The sequence below is a fragment of the Methanobrevibacter sp. genome (assembly GCF_017410345.1).
Classification (GTDB): domain Archaea; phylum Methanobacteriota; class Methanobacteria; order Methanobacteriales; family Methanobacteriaceae; genus Methanobrevibacter.
The window spans coordinates 1-23,534 of the sequence record NZ_JAFQQZ010000045.1; the positions used below are offsets into that span (position 1 = coordinate 1).

Sequence of the window (23,534 nt, forward strand, 5' to 3'; positions counted from 1 at the left end):
ACCCTGATTCTCTTGATGAAAAACCTGAATGCGGCTATCCCTTGAAGCATATTCCTCCAATCTCTCTAAAGTATCATCAGTTGACCCATCATCAACACAAATTATCTCCAAATCCTTAAAACTTTGATCAATAATGGAAGTAATAGCCTCATCCAAATAATCAACAGCATTATACGCCGGAACAACAACAGAAATCTCTACCATAAAAAACAACCTGAATAATATCTGAAAACTTAAAATTTTCTGCTTTAACTTAAGACAATTAAATCTTTTTAAAATTTAAATTGCATGATATTCCAATTCTGAATATCATAATTCCTTTTGCTCCACCTTTCACTGCAGCCTTCGCATCCTTTAAAAGGGCGCTGTGACTTAATTTCTTAGGATTCTTTTCGGATTGGTATGACTGCAATCCAGTCCATATTTGAGCCCCAATTGATTGGTTGACGAATTTTTTTGTAACAGAAGTGACCCATGCCCTATCCTTCTTATAAGTGCCCTTATAAACCATTGGTATCAAAGCATCAGAGTATTTGCTCATTGTTGAGACATCCTGACCAAACTTTTCAGTCATTGCACTGCCCGGTTCAGGCATTAGAGCAGCTGAAACAATGCAATTCGAATTAACCTTATGGACTTCAGTTGAAGCCTTCTTCATAAAGTAGTTGATTGCACGATTAGGATTTTTATATAAATGTGCAGTGCCTCCGAAACGCACATAATCGAAGTGGATTCCATCCACTCCCTTAATCTTAGCATAATTCTTTGCCTGTTTGATTCTTTTATTCAAAAAGGAATATTTTATCTGGTTCTTCTCATTGATTGGCCTTACCCATTTTCCTCCGCTATAGCAGACCTGCATCCATATATGAACCTTCATTCCATGCTTATGGGCCTTTTTAATGAAGGAAACAACAGCTGATTTTCCATACCTTGATACCGCATTGGCATGAAGGAAGATATGTTTGGTTCCCCTATTCGCAAGGCTTTTAAGATTCACCTTTTTCATGTCTGAAGACCATAGCCAATAGCCGTCACCTTTAGGCATTTTAGCCTTGAACTTGATTTTGCAAGAGCCATTTGAAGCCAAATAAGGGGAACTGCTTTTAAATGTATATTTTACAGTATATGTTCCCTTCTTAAGATTCAAATATATTTTGGCACTGCCGTACTTATTGGTTGTGACAGTATATGTTTTGCCTGCAACCTTGATTGTGACCTTTTGGTTTTTTATTGTATTGTTCTTAGCATCAAGCAATTTCACATAAAACAGACATTTGGAGCCTTGGCGATAATTGATGTACTTATCACCGATTCTCAATTTGGTCTTGAGAGGGGATAGAACGGTCACATTGCAGACTTTGCTTGCATTGCTTGTCAGATTATCGCCCAAATAGGTTATTTCAGCAAGATAAGTTCCCTTATTCAATTTGACATTTAGCTTAACTTCCCCATTTGAATCGGTTGTTTTATTGTAAAGGATTCCATTCAATGATATTTGAATAGGTCTTGAAAACAATGCTGTGCCATTGGATGTCAGCTTAATCTTAATTGTAGTTGTGAATGACTCATATCCCTTTAGGTTTGATGCTGTGATTGTGGAGTTTGACTTTTCAGCAGGAACATCATTCCCATCATCTTCAGTTGAATCATCCCCATCTTCAATATCATTTGCATCGCCATCATCATCACTAAGAGCGGAACCATCGCCAACAGTCTCGCCATCACTTTCTGGATTTGAAGGATCATCCCCCATAATTTCCTGCATATCAACCGCATTTTCATCAGCAAGGAAAGCGACATTCTCTTCTGCTGAAACTGCAGTGACAGAAAGCAATAGTAAAGCGAAAAACAATAATGCCAATATCTTTTTCATAATTAACCTCATTTAAATTGCTATGCTAAAATTTTTTCAATTAATAATATAATAAAAGAATAAAAATTTCACCCATTTAGAATAATAAAAGAATAAATTATACCTATTTAGAATAAAATAAATTTTTTCCTATTTATGAGCATAATAAAATATTAATTCATCATCCTTGATCTCATCAAGTCTTGCAAATCCGAATCTTTCAAATTGTACAATGTCCCCAACCTTCAATTCATTGCAGTCGATTTCACAAAGACCTTCAGTTACAGATGCATCATCCATTACAACCTTGGCCTTGATTGCATCTGTTGGAACCCATTGAATGATTCTTGCCTTAGCATCTCTTGCATCTTCAAATGATTTGCTGTGGAATTCAGCATTTCCCTCTTTAATTTCAACATTTACAGCATCCATTAAACGACTGATTCCATCAGTCAGATCTGCTGCAGGAATATAGACTTCCTTATCAAATACAAGAGTCCTATTGCCCCTTTCCTCGAAGTCAGGATGCAATGGCCTTTCAATTGCTAATCCTAAATCTTCATTTGGAACATCTGCAATATCTATTTTTACAGGATTTGGAACAAAGAAGTATCTGTTAACCTTTTGCTCAATTATATTCCTGTTCAATCCATAGATCTTTTTCCAACTGATAGCTGAATCAGACATCTTAATGCCTATCTCCACCATCAATTGGGTAATGGTTTCCGGTTGGATACCCCTTCTTGCAATGGCTCTCAAGGTTCCAAGCCTTGGATCATCCCAGCCACTGTAAGTGCCGTCTTCAATTCCAGCCATAGCCTTTGAAGTGCTTAATGCAATGTCTTCCATCTTCAATCTGCCGTAATGGATAAATTCAGGAACTTCCCAATCCATGTGCTGGTAAAGGTACTTTTGCTTCTCGCTGTTTGCCAAGTGGTCTTTTCCCCTTAGGACATGGGTCATTCCAAGAAGATGGTCATCTACAGATACTGAGAAGTTCATCATAGGATAGACTCTGTATTTAGTGCCCATTCTTGGGTGTTCCTCTTCAACAATTCTCATTGCAACCCAATCACGAATGGCCGGATTCTTATGGTTAATATCTGTCTTGATTCTAAGTACAGCTTCACCGGCTTCCATTTCAGGGAACCTTTTCCAAAGCTCCATGTTTTCCTCTACAGTGTTGTCTCTGCATGGACAAGGCTGACAGCTGTCCTTAAGCCTCTTGAACTCTCCTCCATCACAGGTGCACATGTAGGCTGCTCCACGATTGATGAGCTCTTCAGCATATTGGTAATAGATTTCAAAGCGGTCGCTTTGATAGTAAACTTCATCTGGCTCTATTCCAAGCCATTTCAAATCCTCTTGAATCAATTCATAGGCAGGTTCGTAAATACGTTTAGGATCTGTATCCTCTATTCTTAAAATGAATTTTCCACCGCATTTTTTCACATATTCCCCATTTGGAACAGCTGCCCTTGCATGTCCAATGTGCAATGGACCGCTTGGGTTAGGTGCAAAACGCATTACAACATCCTTGTTTTTTCCTGGAAGCTTTGGCAATCCTTCCTCTTTTTTCTGTTTTTTCTCTTCAACAGCGACTCCCAATTCTTCCATCTTGGCTTTCTGTTCCTCAGGGGAGAGTGCATTCACTTGAGCCACTATCTTTCCGGACAATGGACCGATTTCCTTTGCCCTTGGCCTAAGTTCAGGTTCACTGCTCATGATGGAGCCCATAACTGCCCCAGGATTTGCACTTCCCTTATGTTTTGCCGCATTCAATAATGCATGTTTAAATACAATTTCTTCTAATTCATCCATAATTATCACAAAATAAAATAAATTTAAAAACAGTTTAAAAATAAATAATAATTCTTAAAATTATGTTATAATTTATGAAATTAAACTTATATAAATATAATTAAAAATAACTAAAGAATCCAGTAAAAAAAAAAAAAAAAGTTATTGAAAATAATAGCTAAAATCTAAAAGTGAAATATTTATTAAAACTAAAAATAGGTAAAATCTAATATGTCCGCAATAAAATGCAAACATATTAGATAGGCAAATCTAATAAATAGGTTTAGCAACAATATTTATCAGACAATAATATTTAGACTTTTTTTATATTTAAATCAAACTATGAAAATTGGGAAAAATATTCATGAAGATCTTATAAATTAATTATTATAGTGATTTTTATTGATGAGATGTAGATAAGATTTAATAGATATTTGGAATTTAATATCTAAATTAATATAAATGGAATATTGATTAATTAAATTGCATAGATTATCAGCAAAATATAATTTAATCAATCGTGTTTTTAATTAAAATTAATGAAAAAATTTCTTAAAAATTTACTATATTAAACTATGAGTAAAAATCAATTTTTCAGAAGAATTTTTTCAAATGAAAAAAAAATATTTTAAAATTCTTTTCATCTAAAAATTTTACAGTAGAAATACACCTCTCTCTAATATATGAAAATTTTTGTCAAATAATGAATTTTCCTTATAAAGAATTGGAAAAAAATAAACTAATTATAAATATTATGCAAATAATAAAATTATATGATATGAGAAAAAAATATTTTTTTCTTGTGAATGAAAATAGGGGATATATAAAGCAAAAAATAGTGGAAAATTTTCTATTGTATATCCTGAAAATTTAATGAAAATTCTCTATGAACAGAAAAATAATTTACAAATACTATTAAATAAAAGGACTATGATAAAATGGACGGAAGATTGGATATAGATTCTTTTGAAAAGGCAATAAATGGTTTAAATAAAAATCTAAGTGATGTCGGATTGCTGTTTAGAGCAAATATGCCACTCTTGGCAACTGATGCAACTCAAGAGACTAAAGAAAACTGTGTGGACAAGATGTCTGACAGGATAGCTGAATTGCTTGATTCATTTAGGGAAAGCTATTCATATTACAACGACTTTTATGAAAAGATGAAAGAGAACATCAGAAATGACAATATAGAAAATCCAGAGGAATATGATGTTTTCTTCAATCATGCAAATGAGACATTTCCAAAATACATTGATGAACTCGGACAAAGCATTGACAGCCTATGTGACATTCCAGTGAAGACCGAGAAGTTTGAAAGCACCATGAGAGAATTGGGGGCCATCATTGAGAACTTCCGTTTTGACTTCAAGAGAACATTGGCAGTCTCTGACGTTTATGAAGTTCAAAAGCAAATGAAAGAGGAAAACAAATCTTAGATATTGAAAAAAGGTTTTTATAATCCAATTATGGTGATGAAATGGCATTTCAAATAAATGATCCTGAAGAGATTGATTGGGCTTATTTCTGGAGAGAGAAACTGGAAGCAAAAAAAGACAGGTCCAAAGACTGGAATAAGGCAGCCCCTAATTTTGGAAAATCCGCTAAAAAGGATGATTATCATACCAAATTGATTGAAAGAATTGATGTGACTAAAGATGATACTCTTCTTGATTTGGGATGCGGCGAAGGAAGCATAACCATTCCACTTGCCAAAAAGGCAAAAGCAGTGACTGGTGTTGATTCAGCATACAGAATGCTTGAGATATTGAATGAAAAGGCCCAAAAAGAAAACGTGACCAATATAAGAACAATCGAAGAGGACTTGACTAAAATTAAAATTGACAATGTGGGAAAGCATGATATCGTTGTGGCTTCAAGATCATTGAATGGAGTGCTAAACATAAAGGAAACCATTGCAAATATCAATGAAATAGCTGACAAATACGTTTACATAACCCTTTTCGGACCGAACAACTGGAAACTTGAAAAGGAATTTTATCAATCCATCAATAAGGAATACTTTGAATTTCCATCACACAGATACTTCTTCAACATACTTGTGGATATGGGAATCTATCCAAATGTTGAAAACCTTAACATAGGCCAGAGCAGGGAATATGAAAGCATTGAAGAGGCAATGGAAAGTGGAAAATGGAGATTGGACACCTTAAATGATGAAGAGAAAGAAGAGTTGCACAAATATCTTGAAGATATCCTTGAGAGAAATGATAATGGAAAGCTTTCAAATCCAAATGACAAGGCGGATTGGGTATTATACTGGTGGAAGAAATGAAAAAGAAGATAACTATTGAAGATGAAAATGAAATCGATTGGGAAGAGCTTTGGACCAGGAAAATGGATAAGAAAGGAGACAGAGGCAAAGACTGGACCAAAGCGGCTGTAAAATATAGCGAGCGTGCTAGCAAGGACAATTACACAGAACAATTGATTTCAAAGATGATTCTATCCAAAGAGGATACCGTTTTAGATGTCGGCTGTGGAGAGGGAAGCGTGACAATCCCTTTATCCAAAGAAGTCTCTAGTGTTACAGCCATCGATGCAACCGAAAAGATGCTTGAGATATTGGATGAAAAGATCAAAGTGGAATCCATAGATAACATCAAGACCATCAAGGATGATGTGAATGATGTGACATTGGAGAAATACGGAAATCATGACACCGTTTTAGCGTCCAGAGTAATAAATGGAATAAAAAGCCCAAGAAAAGTCTTTTCCAACTTCAATGAAATAGCCAATAAATATGTCTTCATCACATTATTCGGACCGAATAACTGGAAGCTTGAAAAGGACTTCTTCAAATATATCAATAGCGAATATGGCGGTGCCCCATCATACACCATTCTTTTGAATCTCCTTGCAGAAATGGACATCTATCCGAATGTGGTTAATTTGGATGTTGGACCAGTCAGAACATATAAGACAATAGAAGAAGCCATTGACAATGGAAAATGGAACTTGGCCAAATTCAGCAAAGAAGAACAGGAATTATTGCCAAAATATCTTGAGTCAATTTTAGAAGAAAATGAGGATGGTCTGTTGACCAATCCTAACGACAAGCCAGATTGGGTATTGATTTGGTGGAAAAAATGAAGATTGAAGAAAGAATAGATTCTTTAGACCAAGATTGGGAATACATCTGGCAAAAATCCCTCAAAAAAGGATTAAAAAAGGAAAAGGATTGGGATAAGATAGCCTCCGAATATGGCAAATGGCTTGAAAATGATGATTATCCAGATGTTTTGCTCAATGAAATGAGAATAAACCCTGAAGATACTGTTTTAGATATAGGTTGCGGTGAAGGTACAATAACAAGAAAAATAGCTAAAAAGGCCAAATCAGTCACTGGAATCGATAAATCAGAAAAGATGCTTGAAGAATTGAATAAAAAGGCTAATGCTGATAATATAACTAATATAAACACCATTCAAAAGGACATAAATGACCTTGATTATGATGAGATTGGTGATTATGACATAGTACTTGCTTCAAGATGTCTAAATGGGATCTATCATATTAAAGAAACTCTTTTAACACTTAATGAAATAGCTAATAAATATGTTTACATAACTGTTTTTGGATCATCAACCCATAAATACAAAAAGGAAAAGGCAGAAATAGCTGGAAAGCCATTTAAGGCAGGTACAGACCATATGGTTTTGGTAATGCTTCTGAAAAGCCTTGGAATTGAAGCAAATATACATCAATTAGACTGTAAAAATTTAAAAGAGTACCATACAATCGATGAGGCAATAGATAGATCCATCTGGAGACTTGGAGACCTTGAGGAAGAGAATAGAATTGCCTTAGAAAACTATTTTAAAGAAATATTCGTTAAAAATGAGAGAGGAAACTGGGTCAATCCTAAAGATAAAACAGATTTAGTATTGATTTGGTGGAAAAAAGAAGAATGAAAAATTAAAAAACTATTTTTAAAAATAATAAAAAAAGAAAAAGGATTATTGGTATTCTTCATCATGGAAGAAATCAAAGACCTTTTCCATTTCTGCAGGGATATCGATTCCTTGCGGACATTGAATATTGCACTCACCACAGAAAGTACAGCTGTCAGCCCTTTCATCCTTATTAACTAACCAGAAATAAGGGGCTGCAGTCTTATCAATGTAATCCAGACTTTTTGCAATGTTATACTGCTTGAAGCAATGTGGAATGTCCACCCTGTTATGGCAAGGCATGCAATATCTGCATCCTGTACATGGAATCTCTTCCCTTGACTTGTAAACTTGAGTGACGTCCTTCAGTATTTGCCTGTCATGTTCGCTCATTGAATTTACATCACAGTTTTCAGCGATGGCAATGTTCTGCTTTACCTGATCCATATTGCTCATACCACTGAATACAGAAGTTACAAGAGGCTTGTCCCATAAATATTCAAATGCCCATTCGACAGGACTTCTTTTCTTATCGGCAGTATCCCAAAGAGCCTGCACTTCATCTGGAATGTTATTTATCAGGCTTCCCCCTCTGAGAGGTTCCATAATGACATTTCCGAGACCTGCCATTCCTACAAATTCCAAACCGCCAAGACCGCTTTTATAGTCCTCATCAAGGTAGTTCACTTGTGTCAATATCACATCCCACTTATCATAGGAATCCATGATGTTGAAGAATACATCCAAATCATCGTGGAATGAGAATCCTACATATTTGGCTCTTCCATCTTCTAGAATGGAATCCAAGAATTCCAACACATCCATTCCATATAGCTTATTCCAGAAGTCTATCTTAAGGGAATGCAACATGTAAACATCAATATAATCGGTTTGCAGCCTTTCGAGCTGCAAATCAAGGAACTTATCCATATCCTCCCTTTTGTTTACAAGCCATCCGGGCAATTTGGTCTGTATGACAACATCATCACGGATGCCTTTCTCTGCAAGGTATTTGCCTAAGAAGGGCTCGGCATTTCCTCCTAAGTTTCTGTTTTTACTATGAAATGAATAAGCGAGATCAAAATAATTGACTCCATGTTCGATTGCATAATCGAACATCTTGGTAGCCTCCACCTCATCGATTTCATAGAAATGCTCCTTATGAGGCAAACGCATACATCCAAAACCTAAATTGGATACTTCTAAATCAGTTTTTCCCAATTTTCTATAAAACATTGTGTCACCTAAAACAAGTCTTAATTATATGATAATATGTTCGATAAAATATATAAAAATAGCTAAAAAAAGTTAAAATAAGATAAAATAAATTATTTATTAAAAAAATGAAAATGAAAATAAAAAGCAATCAGTCTAAGAAATTGTCTACATGATTGAAGAACAGATACAAATTGGAATCGGCCTTTTTCAATCGTGCCTTGTATTCAATCAATAAGTCAATCCTTTCATCATCACTCAGATATCTTCCATCAAAAATCAAGGGAATTTCAGCCAAGTCTCCCATAAAGAGAAGCTTTACCTGGTCTTTGGTTAAAATGGATGAAAATCTAATCAAGTTATTGAAATTTTCCAAAGTGAAATCCAAATCATTGGACTCCAGATATTCCTTGAACTTGTCGATTTCCTCTTTGTATATGGGAACCAATCTGACTGCAATTCTATGATTCCATTCCTCATCCCAAGGATGCAATTCCTTTAACTTTTCTATTAGAAAATTAGCGGAATCCTCTAAATTGTCCCCAAATTCATTAAAATCCATTCTATCCCTAAATCTAAATTGTCACAGACTGATAAAAATACATATCCCTAAATCATCCCATTGACATGATAAGGATTATTATAAATAATATTATAAGAACTGCACAACATGTAGAACCCGCATCTCCAGAATTATTAGCGCTGCTAGGTTTTTGAGAAGTGGTAGAACTATTAGTTGAGCCATCATCTCTTAGATTAGTAGTGAAATTTGAAGTTGCCAACTTTGTTCCGCAATTTCCACAGAATGATGCAACATCCTTATTTTTATGACCGCATTTCGGACAAAATTTTGACATTTTTTACCCCCTTTATCTACAACTAAATTAAAAATAAATTAAATTAATGACTGAATTAAATAAATTAAAACTATAAGAAATTGGAATAAAATAACTAAAAATGCATTTAAGCATTTTCAGTCATGATAGGAACAACCTGTTTCTTACGGGAAACGACACCTTCAAGTAAAACAGTGTTGTCTTCCAATTTTACATCATAAGCCTTTTCCACAAGTGAAGCATCTTTTCCAAGAGCAATCACTTGAGAATTGCTGTTTACGATATCAGTAATTAAAAGCATGAACAAGTCCAAACCTTCATCTTCAATGATCTTTTCCATTCCTGCTTCCAATTCATCCTTCATTTCCATAACATCTGCAATGTCTGCAGTGTTGACTTGATTTACAATGGATTTTACATCCTTAAAGTCAATCTGCTTTGCATCAAGGCTTAAGATTTCCTCAATTGAAAAACTGGATAAGTCTGTTCCTGCCTTTAGCATTTCCAAACCGTAAGTTTCATAATCAATTTCAGCAATCTCTGCAAGTTCCTTCACTGCTTCCTTATCATCTTCAGTAGTGGTTGGAGATTTCAAGAGCAAAGTGTCTGAAATGATTGCAGAGAGCATCAATGATGCGATGGTCTTGTCAGGAGTGAATCCATTTTCCTTATATAACTTGAATAGTATGGTTTCGGTACATCCTACAGGTTCTGTTCTGATGAATAACGGATAGGAAGTTTCAAAAGCTATCTTATGATGGTCTACAAGCTTTAGGATCTTTGCATTTTCTATATTGTCCACGGATTCGCTTGGACTGTTATGATCCACAAGAATCACTTCTGCACCATCTTCGATTTTTTCAATCAATTCAGGAGCTTCCAAATCAAAGTAATTCAAGACATATTCAGTTTCCTTATTTAAACTGCCTAATCTGCATGCAAGAACATCATTGCCTAATTTGGTCTCCAAGTCAGCCATTACAAGACTTGAAGTAATTGAATCGGTATCTGGACTTTTATGTCCAAAAATATAAGTCTTACTCATTTTTTCACCTTTAATTATTGAATGATAAATTATCAAAATAACAATTATAATATTGACTTTTCACATTATTAAATATTTATAAAAATTTAAAAAAAGATTAATTGAATATTAAAGTTTAGAAACTTAGATTGTTGAAAATCTAAGTATCTAAACCTGAATCATAAACTATACCAAAAAAAGAAAACTAGAAACTAATGTAAAGGGGGTGATATGTTAAAAGAATATTCTAAAAGTATAGTTCATAATTCTATGTATATAAGTATATTTATTAAATATATAAATAGTTTGCTATTGATAGCACAAAAACTAGTGAAAAAATCGTAAAAATATCAAATAATTTTGAATAAAGTAAAATATAATTAAAAAAAGTAAGAGATTTTTTTATAGCTTATTAAAATAATTTTGATTATTCCAAATAGAGATAAGACGAATGTAATGTTTTTTTGAGAGTTGAATTTGGAATAATCAAAATGATCAATCAAAGAAATATTATTGAAATAATAGTTCTTTGAAAGTTTTAAGTATTTTCCGTAAGAAACCGTATGTTTCCAATGAAAAGATCTTAAGTATTCATTTCACCAAAAACTACATGTTCCTTGTTCATTATATTATCTTAATAAATATAAGCCCATATTCCAAGAGCATTTGAAAAGAAATAGAAAAATTAGAAGAAAAATGAGAATTAAAAAGAATAAGAATTAAGAAGAATAGAAAAAATAGAAAAATAATAAAAATTAAAAAGAAATAGAAAATAAAGAGATTAAATTTAAAATAATTATCTAAACAAGTCATTTTCAATGTTTAACTCCTTATAAACATCTTCAATCTCTTTTGTAACTTTCTTTATCTCTTCGCTAACAAGCTTATGTCTGGACACCAAGTCCTTAGGGTCAATGATTTCCTCTTCCTCATAAGTGTCAACATAACGAGGAATATTCAGGTTAAAGTCATTTCTCCTTATCTCTTCCAGGCTGGCCCTATGGGAATAGCCGTCCTTTTCTTCCCTGTAATAATAGGTGCTGACTATCTTATAGATGTCCTCTTCCCTTAGATTATTGATAAGCTTGAATTTATTGTAGTCACGAGAAGCGTCAATGAACAATACATCATCATAAAGATTCCTGTTTTTCTTGAATATCATCATACATGCAGGATTATTGGTACTATAGAACATGTTTGCAGGAAGGCCGATTACCGCATCAAGATAATTATATCTGTCAACAATGATTCTTCTGATTGTTCCTTCAGCGGCAGACCTGAACAGTACTCCATGAGGAACAACTACAATCATTATTCCATCCTCATTCAAATGATAGAGCATATGCTGGATGAATGCATAATCAGCTTTGGTACGTGGCGGAAGAATGTTGTAATCCTTAAATCTCACATCATCAAGAAAACTCCTATCGGCAGTCCATTTGGAATTGAATGGAATCTGACTTACAATGGCATCAAATGTATAATTCAAATGCTGAGGCTGCTCCAGGCTATCTCCCTGCTTGATGTCAAAATCCTTGTAATGGATATTATGCAGGATCATGTTCTCCCTTGCAATGTTATAGAATGATGCATTAAGCTCCTGACCGCATATGAAATCACAAGGCAATTCCTTGTTTATCTCTAAAAGCAGGGAAGCGGAGCCGCAGCAAGGGTCATAGACAGAATCAAGATGTTCCTTCTGTGAAGCTATCAGTTTGGCAATCAAGGTGGAAACCTCTTTTGGAGTATAGTAATCGAAGGAGCTTGATGAATTCAATGAAAACTCACTCAACAGATATTCAAAGCTGTTTCCAATCAGATTATCAATATATTTTTCATATTCCTCATCATCTAAGGAATAGCTATCCTCATTTAAGAGAGACTTATTTAAATCATAAGAAAGTTTTTCTTCAGCCAAATCATAAGCCAAGCTTTCATCTTTAAGATTAGTCTTCATTTTTTCATCAACCAATGAATCTAAAGATTCAAAATCTGCTTCGATGGCTTTTAGATTTGGTTTAAAACTCATTGCATGAGGTTTTCTTCTTGAATGCACCCTCCTTTCGGAACCCATTAATGAAAGATGATTATTCTTATTATATTTCCTATTGTCTAAAATTGATTTGCTTAAAAGGGTATTGTCCCTGCTTTCCTTATCCAAATCAAAGTGAACGAACCTTAAAGCATCCAGAATATTGAATACAACCCTATTCTTGTCTTCCATTCTCTTTCCTAATTGGGATGCCCTTAAGTCCACACCTTCAAAGAGGTTCTGGAAATCCTCCTGGCTTTCCCTTCCAACAGAAGAATCGCTGATTTCATTGAATGCCTTTTCCAATTCCTCAATTATGATGCTTCCATAATTCTTTGATGATACAATGTTCTTATACAAAAGGCTAGGACTTAAGAAGTATCCTATATCTTCAATTGACCTTTCCCTTAGGCCTTTCTTATAATTCCTATTACTATAAGCTTCCTCAAAGCTGATGTTTTCTCCCTTCAATTCATTATTGATATAGGTCTCCAGCTTTTCAGAGAGATACTTATAGGAAATGAATCCTAGGAAATACTTTTGAAACTCATCATCTGTCAGGAATCCGATTCTTTTTTCTCTTTTCAAATCCTCATAGATGGACCATAATTGACGCCCTAAAACATTTTCCATATCATAACCCCTAATTTAAACAATAAAGCATTATTAAAAATTAATTACTCACCTAATTTCTCAAATAGATTCTTCATTATCAGCTTTTCATTCTGCCTTTCCAATTCAATCAATTCCTGATTCAAATTAATTCTCTTGTCCATTAACTTGAATAGCCTTCCATATTTAACTTGAGTCTCATAATCAGGTATAGGCAGGCAAATTTCCTTAAGGTGAGTGGTCTTAATGATCTTTAAGGTAGTTCCTTCCTCTATCTTATGCAGTTCCCTTGGGAAAATGTCGCTTTTTAGAAGGTGGTAAACGAAATCAACATCAAATCCTTCCCTAACCCTTACAACCGCATAGTACATAGGTATGATGATTCCTTCCCTTTCAAGCTTGCTTACAGTGGATCCTGCAAGCAGAATGACAATATCGTCCTTTCTTGAATAGAACTTACTGTTTATGTCATCTGAAACATCTTCAAAATCAGTGTCTATATTTGAACTGTCTTCATATGTCTTTTTAAGTACTTCCTGTTTAATTGTATAACCTTTTTGATAACGTTTGATTCTGATTCCAGTGAAAATTTCTGCAACATCATCAAACTTATATTTTTTAATCATACACTCACCTGATTTGACTAAAATAAAACTATAAAATATCTTTCATATAATATTATGTAATAACTTGTTCTTAAACTTAAGTGCATAAATTATATGAAAATGGTGGAAAATTAGGAGAAAATAAAGAAAAAAATGGTAGAAAGTAATATGGGAAAAAAGATAACACCCCCATTACCTTTTTTTCCACGAATAAGAATCACCCCCAATCCTTATCCAAACAAAAGGAATATAATTCACCCCCAAATTACATTCCAATAGACAAAATCATAAGCACTCAATAAGGAACTTGAATAAGAATCACCCCCAATTCCTATTCAAAATAAGGAATATAATTCACCCCCGGATTACATTCCTTAACTTATGAACGAATGCATAAGACTGATTTCAGATATTTTTCAATTAATCTTTTTTTAATTTTTTAATTTTTTATGTGTGATATCAATTTGGATTAGATCTTATTTTAATCAATCATCAAATTCAGTGCAAGCAATATGAACAAAACGAATCAAGCAAAAGGTGTTACAGTTAAACAAACGAAGAGGTCGAAATTGCACTGATCACCAGAGATACATTTCTTATGTTCTGAATTCCAATGAAACATCCAATGATTGAAAAAAATAAGCAAACTTAATTTTCACTTAAGTTTTTTCTAATCACAATAAGTATTATAAACATACTAGTATATAAATGTTTCGTTCTTAAATTTAATGACAGTAATCTAAAATCATATGACATTATAAAATTGATAATAAAAAATATAAAAATAGGTTGAAATAATAGAAAAAATAGAAAGAATAGACTAAAAAAGCTAAATAAATTAAATTCAACAAAATCTAAGAAAAATAAAGAGAATAAAATAAAAAATAATTAAAATTAATTAAAATCTTTATTATAGGCTTCTGTATCTTCCACACCATTGGTATAATGCTTGTTATTGACTGTATCAATAGCTTCATTTGGACCGTTTAGACGGTCAATATGATGAACTCCATTTGAATCGTCATATTCCCGGATATAATCTGCATCCTGTCCAGACCAATAATAGCCATCAGGCACATTTCTTGATGAAGATGAATTGGACCTTGTGCTATCAACTCCAGTATTTGCCACAGCAGAAGTATTTGTAGCATTTGAGCTTTGATTCTCACCATTGAAAGTTTCTGTACTGTTTGTCTCCTCATTGAAGTATTCATAGCGAGCGGAAGCAATCATATGCTCAAGCATTTCAGGATCCTTACAGATGATTAGAATATTGTCATGGGTGATATGATTTCCAATGAAAGCCATATATGTTCCGTTTTCCTCATTATGCCAAACAGTTTGGTTTCCTAAGGTATCCTGAACCGAATTTGCCACAAAATCATTTCGTATATACTCCAATTCAACAGCTGCAACCTGATTGCCCTGTTCACTGTTGAAGTACATCACTGTCAGATCATGTTGAGTGTCATTAATGAGATTAATGCCATTGTTAATTACTGTATTTGTAGATTGATCACTTATTGGCATCTCAATGCTGGAAGTGCTTGTAAGGTCCACTCTTTCATATTTAATAGTTTCATCATATCCCAATAAGAAGAAAGAAGTGGCTAAAACCACGACAATCACTAGCAATACCAATAATACACGTCTTAAATCCACATAAACCTCCCCATTAACTAATCTTTTAAAAATTAGTTTATTACAATTATTAATTTAAATTAAATTATTTATAAACTTAACTTAAGAAATGGGCAAAAATAGGGTAAAAATGGATAATATGAATGAAAAATAGTTAAAATGAAAAATAGAAAAAATAGATAAAAATTAATGAAAAATAATAAAAAAAATAAGAAAATACTGAAAATTTAGGAAGATCTGTCTATGACAAAATCTGCCAAATCAATAAGCATCTGTTTAGCTTCAGAGTCAGGCAATATTTCGAGTACTTTCTTAGCACCATCAACGTTTTCTAAAGCGAGATTGTGAGCATATTCAATGGAACCATATTTATTGAATAAATCAATGGCTTCATGTATGTTCTCTTGTGAAGAATTCTCCTCTTTTAAGATTTCAAGCAATCTTTCATGGTCTTCACCTTCGGATTCAGCCAATGCCTTAACGACCATAAGGGTCATCTTTCCTTTTGCGATGTCACTGCCGACAGGCTTTCCAAGGTCCTTTTCATCACTGATCACATCAAGATAATCATCCTGAATCTGGAAAGCTGTACCAATCATTCTTCCATATTCATAGAGAGCTTGCACTGTCTCATCATCTGCTCCGCCCATGATTGCTCCAGCTTTGGTTGCAGCTGCAATCAATGCACCTGTTTTCTTGAAGATCATTTCAGAATATTCGTCTTCCTTGACATCAAAGTTTCCTTCAAAGCTCATATCGGAAGCCTGACCTTCACAGATCTTAACACAGGCATCTGCAACGGTAGCCAATGCATTTGCAACATTTGCAGGATGTGCATTTTCCTCCTTGGAAGCGATTACCATTTCAAATGCCTTTGAGAATAGGGTATCCCCTGCCAAAATGGCTACAGGCTCATCCCATACCTTATGTACGGAAGGCATTCCCCTTCTCATGTCATCGTCATCCATGATATCGTCATGGATAAGTGAAAAGGTATGAATAAGCTCCAAAGCAGCGGCAGTCTTAAGTGCATCCTCCTTTTTTCCTCCAACCGCTTCTGCAGAGATTAAAGTGAGTGCTGGCCTAAGCATCTTTCCGCCAGCTTTTGTTAAATAAAGACAAGCATCCTGTAAATCCTGTGGTTCAATAACACTAAGATTCTCTTCAATTGTTTTTACAACATCTTTGGAATATTGTTTTAAAACATCAGTAACATCAGACATGATTTTCCCTCAAACTAATATTTATTGAAACTTTATTAAATACTTAATTGCAATTTAATGAATAATAATTGATTTTTTTAAATAAATAAGCCCAAATAGTTAATTAAATTAACTAAATTAGTGTCCATTGAACACTTGAGCCTGAGCATTTCTTAAAATATGAATATTGTTTCCTATTCTGTATCCTTCCTCTTCTGCAAGCTCACCATAAGCGACCAGCATCTCCAATTCACCGTGGGCAGGTATGATGTGTTTTGGCTTAAGCATTCTTAGGAAATCCCTGTGGTCTTCACGGCCTGCGTGTCCTGAAACGTGAGCGTTTGCATAGATCCTTGCACCGTTCGCCTTCAATTTGGATTCAAGGATATGCCTGTTTGCGGCATTGGTCGGATTTGGAATGATTGGCGCTGAGAATATGACATTGTCTCCTTTCTTCACATTGAATGGAGTTCTTCCACTGGCTATTCTTGGTAAAAGAGCATCAGGCTCCCCTTGGTGACCTGTAGTGACCAGGAGATATTTGTCCCTTTCCTCTTCAGCCTTCATAAGGGCTTTGTTTACAGCCTTAGGAGACCCATGAACATAAGCGTTTCCAGGCAATTTCAAGATTCCTAAATTCTGTGCTATGCCACAGAACCTTTCCATGGAACGTCCCAAGAAGAGAATATCCCTATCGCTGTCCTTTGCAATGTCTGCAATGGTCTGAAGCCTTTCGATATGTGATGAGAAAGTGGTTACGATCATACCGTTCTTTGCCTTTAAAGGCTCTCTCATCAAGTCCTCCAGGATGATTCTAGCAACTTTTTCTGAATATGTTCTGGTTTCAGTGTAATTGATTGCATTGGTGGTCTCTACAATTAGAGCCAATACTCCTTTTCTTCCCAATTCCCTAAGCCTGTTATAGTCAGGTGGCGGTGAAACCTTCTGATGGTTGTCAAACTTAAAGTCCAATGCATAGACGATTATTCCCTCATTGGTATGCAATACCGGGAAGACCGCCTGTGGAATACTGTGGGTTGACTGAACGAATTCCAAGGTGATGTCCTTTGACAATTTGATCTTGCTTCCAGGATTAAGCGGTCTGATTGGATTGTTTACCTTGAATTTACGTTCTCCCTTGATTTGCTTTTCAATCAGTGCAGTGGTATAAGGGGTTCCGATGATTGGTGCATCGTATCTGTGAGCCAATTTGGCTACAGCACCGATGTGGTCCAAGTGACCGTGGGAAAATACTATTCCCTTTACCTTTCCGTCAACGTCCTTCATGATTGTATCGTCTGGAATCACTCCCCTTTCGATTAAGTCCAAACTGTGCATTCTGTCTATGTCTGTATCTTCGTGAATGCTGATTCTGTCCAAGTGGATACCCATATCGAATATGATAACATCTTCCCCTACCTTTACGGCAGTCATATTCTTTCCTACTTCTTCGTATCCACCTATTGCAATAACTTCTACAGTCATTTATTGCCTCCTTTTTGTTTTTTTTTCCGTAAAATAATTAGTATAATTAAGTAATTTAAGTTTATAAAAATTCATCGAATATAAAATAATCATATAAATTAAAAATAAGAGTAAAGACTCTTAAATTAAAAAATAGAATTACTTTCTTGCATAAGCCTTAGTATCGAATCCTCTTGATTCAAGCCAGTTCTTGGTTTCCCCTTTGATTATGAGGTTTGAATTCTTAAGCTCTTCGATATTTGAAGCTCCAACCAAAAACATTGCTATCCTTAAGGATTCATTGAATCTTTCAACCATTTGAACCAAAGCTTCCTGTCCTTCATAGGCTCCTTTAAGTGCTGGCAGTGCCATTCCCACAGCATCTGCGCCAAGCGCAATTGCCTTTGCAGCATCAAGTCCTGAACGGATTCCACCGGAAGATATTACTGGAACATTGACGGAATTTACAACTTCTGCAGTGCTTACAGCAGTAGGGATTCCCCAATCCCAGAAGAGCTCTCCCATGTATCTGTCATCAGCACGGTATGTTTCAACAGCAGCCCAGCTGGTTCCGCCAGCACCTTCAACATCAATGAAGCGGACTCCTGCCTTTTCAAGTGCAATCGCATCCTCTGCACTTATTCCTGTACCTGTTTCCTTTGCCATGACAGGAACATCCACCGCCTTGCAGATTTCAGCTATTGAATCGAGATATCCTCTGCCGTCAACATCCCCTTCAGGCTGGATTGCTTCCTGCAATGGATTCAAATGAATTGCCAATATATCACTGTCCAATATTTCAACGGCTTTCTGTGCAAGATCAGACTGAGGAGCTCCGATATTACCTAAAACAAGTGCGGAGGGAGCATATTCCCTTACAACATCATAAGTGTCTCTTAAATCTGGATTTACAATGGCCGCCCTTTGGCTTCCTACACCTAAACCAATCTGCTTGTCCTCTGCGACAATGGCCAATTCCTTATTGATGTCCTTTGCAGCTTCATGTCCGCCAGTGATGGCTGTAATGAACAATGGAGATTCCAGTTTCTTTCCAAAAGCCTCTGTTGAAATGTCAATTTCTTCCTTATGAACTTCAGGCAATGCTCTGTGAATGAGTTCAATGTCTTCAAAGCCTGTAGTCTTGTCCTTATAATTAACATCATAATTCTTGCAAATTAATAAATGTTCTAATTTTCTATCTGAAATCATTGTTTCCTCTTTGATAATTAATAAATTAAGTATGATAAGCTTAAAATTAATATTAAATAATGTTCCATCATTGGAACCTAAAAAAAGCAATCTAATATAAACTGTTTTTAAATAGTAAACCTTTAAAAGCAGTCTAAATATCTAAAATAAACTGATCAATATAAATTCTTTATAAATAGAAAAATTAAATTTAACAAAGCCCTTATGAATAAAAGTTAAATTAAATAAAATATTCTTACGTGTTTAATTAGGTCCCGAATGAATTTAAAAACATTAAAATCCGACTTAATATTAATTCTAATCTTTTAAATTCAAAATATATGAAAATTGCATATATTTTAACTATTTATAATTTTTTATTTTCATTATATTTAAATATTGGGTAAAAATAGGGCTTTTTTCATGAAAAATAATGAATAAGATTAGAAAAAATAAAAAAATAGAATAAAAAAGTTAGTATAAATAATAACAGAATGAAAATATTATTTTCTGCAGATTTTAGTTCCATTCACTTCCATGCCCTGCAATGCCTTTGCGATTGCTCCCTCTTCATTTGCATTGATGATTTCAGAGCTTATTCCATAATCCGCCAAGTCCAATAGCTCCTTCACTTTGCCGACCATGCCGCCGGTCACATCGACATTGGTTGTGGATTCAAGGAACTTGATGTCCTCAATGGAGTTCACTTCATCTATATGGACCGCATCATCATGGATCTTAGGGTTTTTGGTATAGACCCCGGCCACATCGGTTCCAAGGACAATCCTATCTGATTTGAGGAACTTTGCAATGTATTGGAGAACTTGATCCCCTGAGATGACCGCTATCTTCACTTCATCGTCAATGACTACATCTCCAAAGAGAACAGGGACGAAACCTTCTCTAATATATGTCTTTAAAAGATCCAAGTCAAAATCATAGATTCTCTTATTGTGTGAAGTTATAAAGGAAGATGGAGGTATTGCAATTACTGGAATTCCATGCTCGATCAATGATTCGCAGATGATTGAATTCAGCTTCTTGACCTCATTTTGAACCTCTGCAAAGCCTATCCTCTTTTCAAGGTAATCCTTCATTTCAAAAGGACGGCCTATCTGATACTTCTTAGCAGGAGGATGTCCGAAGGATCCTGCTCCATGAACAATCACAAGCCCGTCTATCAGGTCATTGCTGATTTCATCAGCATATAAGGATTGTCTGATTTCCTCTGCAATCCTATTCAAGTTTTCATAATCGACTTTAGGTTCCGCGGAATCCTTTTCAGTCAATATGCTTCCGCCAATCTTTAAAATAATCATAAAATCACACTATAAACATTAAAATATTAAGAAATTAATTAAAATTTTTTTATAATAAACATGAAATTTTTAAATTGTAAATAAATAATAAAAAAATATTTTATGGTAAAGGAGGAGCTCTCCTATTTACTAAAACACCATCCTTTGAGAATTTCACCTTGATTGTCTTGTCTTCAACATTGATTGCCTCTGCAACTTCGTCGACATTGTCTTCCCTGCATAGGGAAATGATGCTTCCTCCACCGCCGGAACCTGTTATCTTGGAAGCAAGGGCTCCATTGTCACGGGCGGTATATATCATTCTTGACAATTCATAAGTGTTGACTCCTAAGGAGTCAAGTAATCCCTGATTCAAGTTCATCAATTCAGCTATTCTTTCAACATCATTCTTAAGGATGGCTATCCTTGCCTCATTTGCTATCTTGCCCATTGTGGATATTATCGGATCCACCAATTCAGGATATGTGTCCTTCAATGTCTTCACATTCTTGACCATTTTGGCGGTGTTTCCATATTTATTGGTAAAACCTACAACAAATGGAGCATCCAAATGACTGTCAAAGCGAACTATCTTCTTCTCACGGGATAAGTAAATCAATCCGCCATATGTGCTTATCAAGGTGTCCAATGGGCTAGCTATGCCCTGAACTTCCTCTTCCACTCCATGGGCTTCCCTTGCAAGGGTTTCCTTATTGAATTCAACCCCATGATAATGATGCAATGCTGCAATGGTGGCTACAGTTACGGCAGCGGAAGACCCTAATCCGGATCCGATAGGAAGATCAAGTGACAAGCTCATATCAATGGCACTGTGGTCATGGAACTTTCCCATAGCATTCAAGATATAACGGATAATGCCCGGCTTTCCTTTCTTAAGGGTATAGGTTCCTCTTCGAGTGTCCATTACTAGTTCAAAACCCAAATCCTTGGACTTCAATGTGGAGTAATTGTTCTGAGACTTCTTCAGACTTACAACTGCCCTTTTATTGACTGCCCCTGCAATGGCCGGCTCATCATATACGACTGAATGTTCACCGAAAAGGATGGTCTTTCCAGGTGCAGAAGCTACTGATATGTGTCTCATTATAATTCTCCCAATTCACTAATTCAAACATTTGATTTTGCTAAAATAAGTTTTAAAATACTAAATTTGATTTAAATCCAATATAAAACTTTCTTAAATTTGATATATATTTATAAATTTATATTAAATAGTATAAAAACTATACTATGAATATGAAAAAAATAAAAGAAAAAGAATGTTATAATTGCAGATATCTGGAATTTGATACAGGTTTATGCACCCAATTCTTTTGCAGATATCATGAGAAGCTGATCAAACAGGATGACAGCTGTGAGAATTGGATAGAAAAAGAAAATTAAGAACTTTTAAAAAAATAGAAAAAATAGCAGCAAACTTAAAGATAAGAATTCAAAAAGAATTCTTAACTTAAAGTTCCCATAACATAATTGAGTCTAATAAAACTCTAATTAATATTATATTTTTGTAATATATAATATTAACTCATATGAAGGAAAAAACTTATCCTATTTAAAAATATTAAAAACTAAAATTTTTTTAAGTTCAACAACATGTTACAATCATTTTATTAGCATAATGAAAATTTTAACAATCTCTAAAGCATATTTTAAAATATCTTTAGAAACAATTTTCATTCTTTCCAATGAAAAATTAAAAAGAATCAATATATTTATTCTCATTATCTTAACCTCAATATGTTATGGATATATTTTTATGCAGATAATAAAAACCTTCAAATACATCTTTATTTTCATTATTAATAAATATTATAGTTTTTTTAAGGATAATATTTCATTTTAATTATTATATTATAAAATAACTGTTAAATTGACTTTATTTTGGAAAATTAAACCTTTTTAAAAAATTGATTTAATTTTGTTATAATTTATTTATAAATTAAAATTTTTTAATATAATTATCATTTCAAAAAAAAAGTGAATGAATATAAGCTTTAAATATTGTTAAAGGCAATCCCCCGAATTTTAGAAAAAACTTTATATACAAAAATAGATATTCTTAATTATGTTTACATTTACACGGAAAGAAATAAGGGATTTGATAATTGCATTCATAGTGCTTTCAATCTGTTTTGCAATATCAAATGTTGGACTTAACCTTAACGGAATCATTGCTCTTTTGCCAATCGTCATGGTAGGGGTAGGGCTCGGATTCATATTTCACGAACTTGGACACAAATTCATGTCAATGCAATACGGTTATGAAGCCGAATTTGAATTATGGCCTTTAGGATTATTGATCGCACTTGTCACAGCATTTCTTGGATTCGTTTTTGCAGCCCCTGGTTCAGTCAAGACCTATGCAGAAGATATGAGCGATGAGATAATCGGAAAGATCACAATTGCAGGACCTACAACCAATATTGGACTTGCAATACTCTTTATCATAATTGCAGCTTTAATATATCCTTTTTCAACCAATGGAGGAATCTCTCACTTGATATACCTTATTTGTACTGTTGGATTCTCTGTCAACAGCTTTTTGGCCGCATTCAACCTATTGCCGTTTTACAGCTTGGATGGAACCAAGGTCATGAAGTGGAGTGTTGGAGTCTGGATCGTCGCATTTGGCGTTGCCGCAATAATGCTACTCATATCCATTACAATAGGTGCAGAGAATATGGTTGGAATAATCATTGGATTGTAAATGGCAGAAATCAACATAATGCCAAAACAATATTTAATAATTGAAAAAATAGATAAACTTTAAGATAAGAATTCAAAAGGAATTCTTAACTTAAGTTTTGAAAAGCAAATAATAAACTCT

21 protein-coding genes are annotated in these 23,534 nt (G+C 34.3%); 6 read left to right on the top strand and 15 right to left on the bottom strand.

The features are described 5' to 3' along the window. The 3 genes from IJE13_RS06040 to IJE13_RS06050 all read right to left on the bottom strand — a co-directional run. Positions 1-204, bottom strand: a 204-nt coding sequence (locus IJE13_RS06040) for a glycosyltransferase family 2 protein (protein ID WP_292778284.1), incomplete at its 3' end; no start/stop codon positions are given. 58 nt (positions 205-262) lie between these two features. Beyond that, positions 263-1,876, bottom strand: a complete 1,614-nt coding sequence (locus IJE13_RS06045; protein ID WP_292778286.1) for a putative glycoside hydrolase — start codon at positions 1,874-1,876, stop codon at positions 263-265. A gap of 129 nt (positions 1,877-2,005) precedes the next feature. Next, positions 2,006-3,676, bottom strand: a complete 1,671-nt coding sequence (locus IJE13_RS06050) for a glutamate--tRNA ligase (RefSeq protein WP_292778288.1) — start codon at positions 3,674-3,676, stop codon at positions 2,006-2,008. A 917-nt stretch (positions 3,677-4,593) separates the two neighbouring features. Between IJE13_RS06050 and IJE13_RS06055 the strand changes: the two genes are divergently transcribed. Genes IJE13_RS06055 through IJE13_RS06070 form a run of 4 tightly spaced genes read left to right on the top strand, consistent with a single transcriptional unit; the run spans position 4,594 to position 7,590 of the window. Then, positions 4,594-5,094 carry a hypothetical protein gene (locus tag IJE13_RS06055; RefSeq protein WP_292778290.1) on the top strand — a complete coding sequence of 167 codons (501 nt, stop codon included), beginning with the start codon at positions 4,594-4,596 and terminating at the stop codon, positions 5,092-5,094. Between the two features lie 41 nt (positions 5,095-5,135). Further along, complete coding sequence (locus IJE13_RS06060) at positions 5,136-5,951, top strand: class I SAM-dependent methyltransferase (protein WP_292778292.1); 816 nt, start codon at positions 5,136-5,138, stop codon at positions 5,949-5,951. Then, positions 5,948-6,769 (top strand): class I SAM-dependent methyltransferase, encoded by an 822-nt coding sequence (locus IJE13_RS06065; RefSeq protein ID WP_292778294.1) that lies wholly within the window; start codon positions 5,948-5,950, stop codon positions 6,767-6,769. Before IJE13_RS06060 ends, IJE13_RS06065 begins: the two co-directional genes overlap by 4 nt. Beyond that, positions 6,766-7,590 carry a class I SAM-dependent methyltransferase gene (locus IJE13_RS06070; protein WP_292778296.1) on the top strand — a complete coding sequence of 275 codons (825 nt, stop codon included), beginning with the start codon at positions 6,766-6,768 and terminating at the stop codon, positions 7,588-7,590. The genes IJE13_RS06065 and IJE13_RS06070 overlap by 4 nt, the downstream gene beginning before the upstream one ends. Positions 7,591-7,635: 45 nt before the next feature. On the opposite strand, the gene IJE13_RS06075 is transcribed toward IJE13_RS06070, so the two are convergent. The 12 genes from IJE13_RS06075 to mvk form a co-directional block, all read right to left on the bottom strand. Then, entirely contained in the window at positions 7,636-8,805 is a 1,170-nt protein-coding gene (locus IJE13_RS06075; protein ID WP_292778298.1) for an aldo/keto reductase, read from the bottom strand. Between the two features lie 130 nt (positions 8,806-8,935). Then, positions 8,936-9,346 carry a hypothetical protein gene (locus tag IJE13_RS06080; RefSeq protein WP_292778300.1) on the bottom strand — a complete coding sequence of 137 codons (411 nt, stop codon included), beginning with the start codon at positions 9,344-9,346 and terminating at the stop codon, positions 8,936-8,938. Between the two features lie 52 nt (positions 9,347-9,398). Next, positions 9,399-9,641 (bottom strand): zinc ribbon domain-containing protein, encoded by a 243-nt coding sequence (locus IJE13_RS08725; RefSeq protein ID WP_366514853.1) that lies wholly within the window; start codon positions 9,639-9,641, stop codon positions 9,399-9,401. A 106-nt stretch (positions 9,642-9,747) separates the two neighbouring features. Further along, positions 9,748-10,665, bottom strand: coding sequence for a manganese-dependent inorganic pyrophosphatase (locus IJE13_RS06085; RefSeq protein ID WP_292778302.1), 918 nt, complete (start codon positions 10,663-10,665; stop codon positions 9,748-9,750). 775 nt (positions 10,666-11,440) lie between these two features. Continuing rightward, positions 11,441-13,309: a type I restriction-modification system subunit M gene (locus IJE13_RS06090; protein WP_292778304.1), complete on the bottom strand. Its 1,869-nt coding sequence runs from the start codon at positions 13,307-13,309 to the stop codon at positions 11,441-11,443. A 44-nt stretch (positions 13,310-13,353) separates the two neighbouring features. Further along, entirely contained in the window at positions 13,354-13,914 is a 561-nt protein-coding gene (locus tag IJE13_RS06095; protein WP_292778306.1) for a restriction endonuclease subunit S, read from the bottom strand. A gap of 873 nt (positions 13,915-14,787) precedes the next feature. After that, complete coding sequence (locus IJE13_RS06100) at positions 14,788-15,555, bottom strand: hypothetical protein (protein WP_292778308.1); 768 nt, start codon at positions 15,553-15,555, stop codon at positions 14,788-14,790. Between the two features lie 206 nt (positions 15,556-15,761). Beyond that, complete coding sequence (gene idsA, locus IJE13_RS06105) at positions 15,762-16,757, bottom strand: short chain isoprenyl diphosphate synthase IdsA (RefSeq protein ID WP_292778310.1); 996 nt, start codon at positions 16,755-16,757, stop codon at positions 15,762-15,764. A gap of 117 nt (positions 16,758-16,874) precedes the next feature. Continuing rightward, complete coding sequence (locus IJE13_RS06110; RefSeq protein ID WP_292778312.1) at positions 16,875-18,221, bottom strand: RNase J family beta-CASP ribonuclease; 1,347 nt, start codon at positions 18,219-18,221, stop codon at positions 16,875-16,877. Between the two features lie 138 nt (positions 18,222-18,359). Then, entirely contained in the window at positions 18,360-19,409 is a 1,050-nt protein-coding gene (fni, locus tag IJE13_RS06115; protein ID WP_292778314.1) for a type 2 isopentenyl-diphosphate Delta-isomerase, read from the bottom strand. 482 nt (positions 19,410-19,891) lie between these two features. Next, positions 19,892-20,707, bottom strand: a complete 816-nt coding sequence (locus tag IJE13_RS06120) for an isopentenyl phosphate kinase (protein WP_292778316.1) — start codon at positions 20,705-20,707, stop codon at positions 19,892-19,894. 100 nt (positions 20,708-20,807) lie between these two features. After that, positions 20,808-21,791, bottom strand: coding sequence for a mevalonate kinase (gene mvk / locus IJE13_RS06125; RefSeq protein WP_292778318.1), 984 nt, complete (start codon positions 21,789-21,791; stop codon positions 20,808-20,810). 152 nt (positions 21,792-21,943) lie between these two features. On the opposite strand from mvk, the gene IJE13_RS06130 reads away from it, so the two are divergent. Both IJE13_RS06130 and IJE13_RS06135 read left to right on the top strand, forming a co-directional pair. After that, positions 21,944-22,090, top strand: coding sequence for a hypothetical protein (locus tag IJE13_RS06130; protein WP_292778320.1), 147 nt, complete (start codon positions 21,944-21,946; stop codon positions 22,088-22,090). Positions 22,091-22,772: 682 nt separating this feature from the next. Beyond that, entirely contained in the window at positions 22,773-23,414 is a 642-nt protein-coding gene (locus tag IJE13_RS06135; RefSeq protein WP_292778322.1) for a site-2 protease family protein, read from the top strand. Positions 23,415-23,534 lie beyond the last annotated feature (120 nt).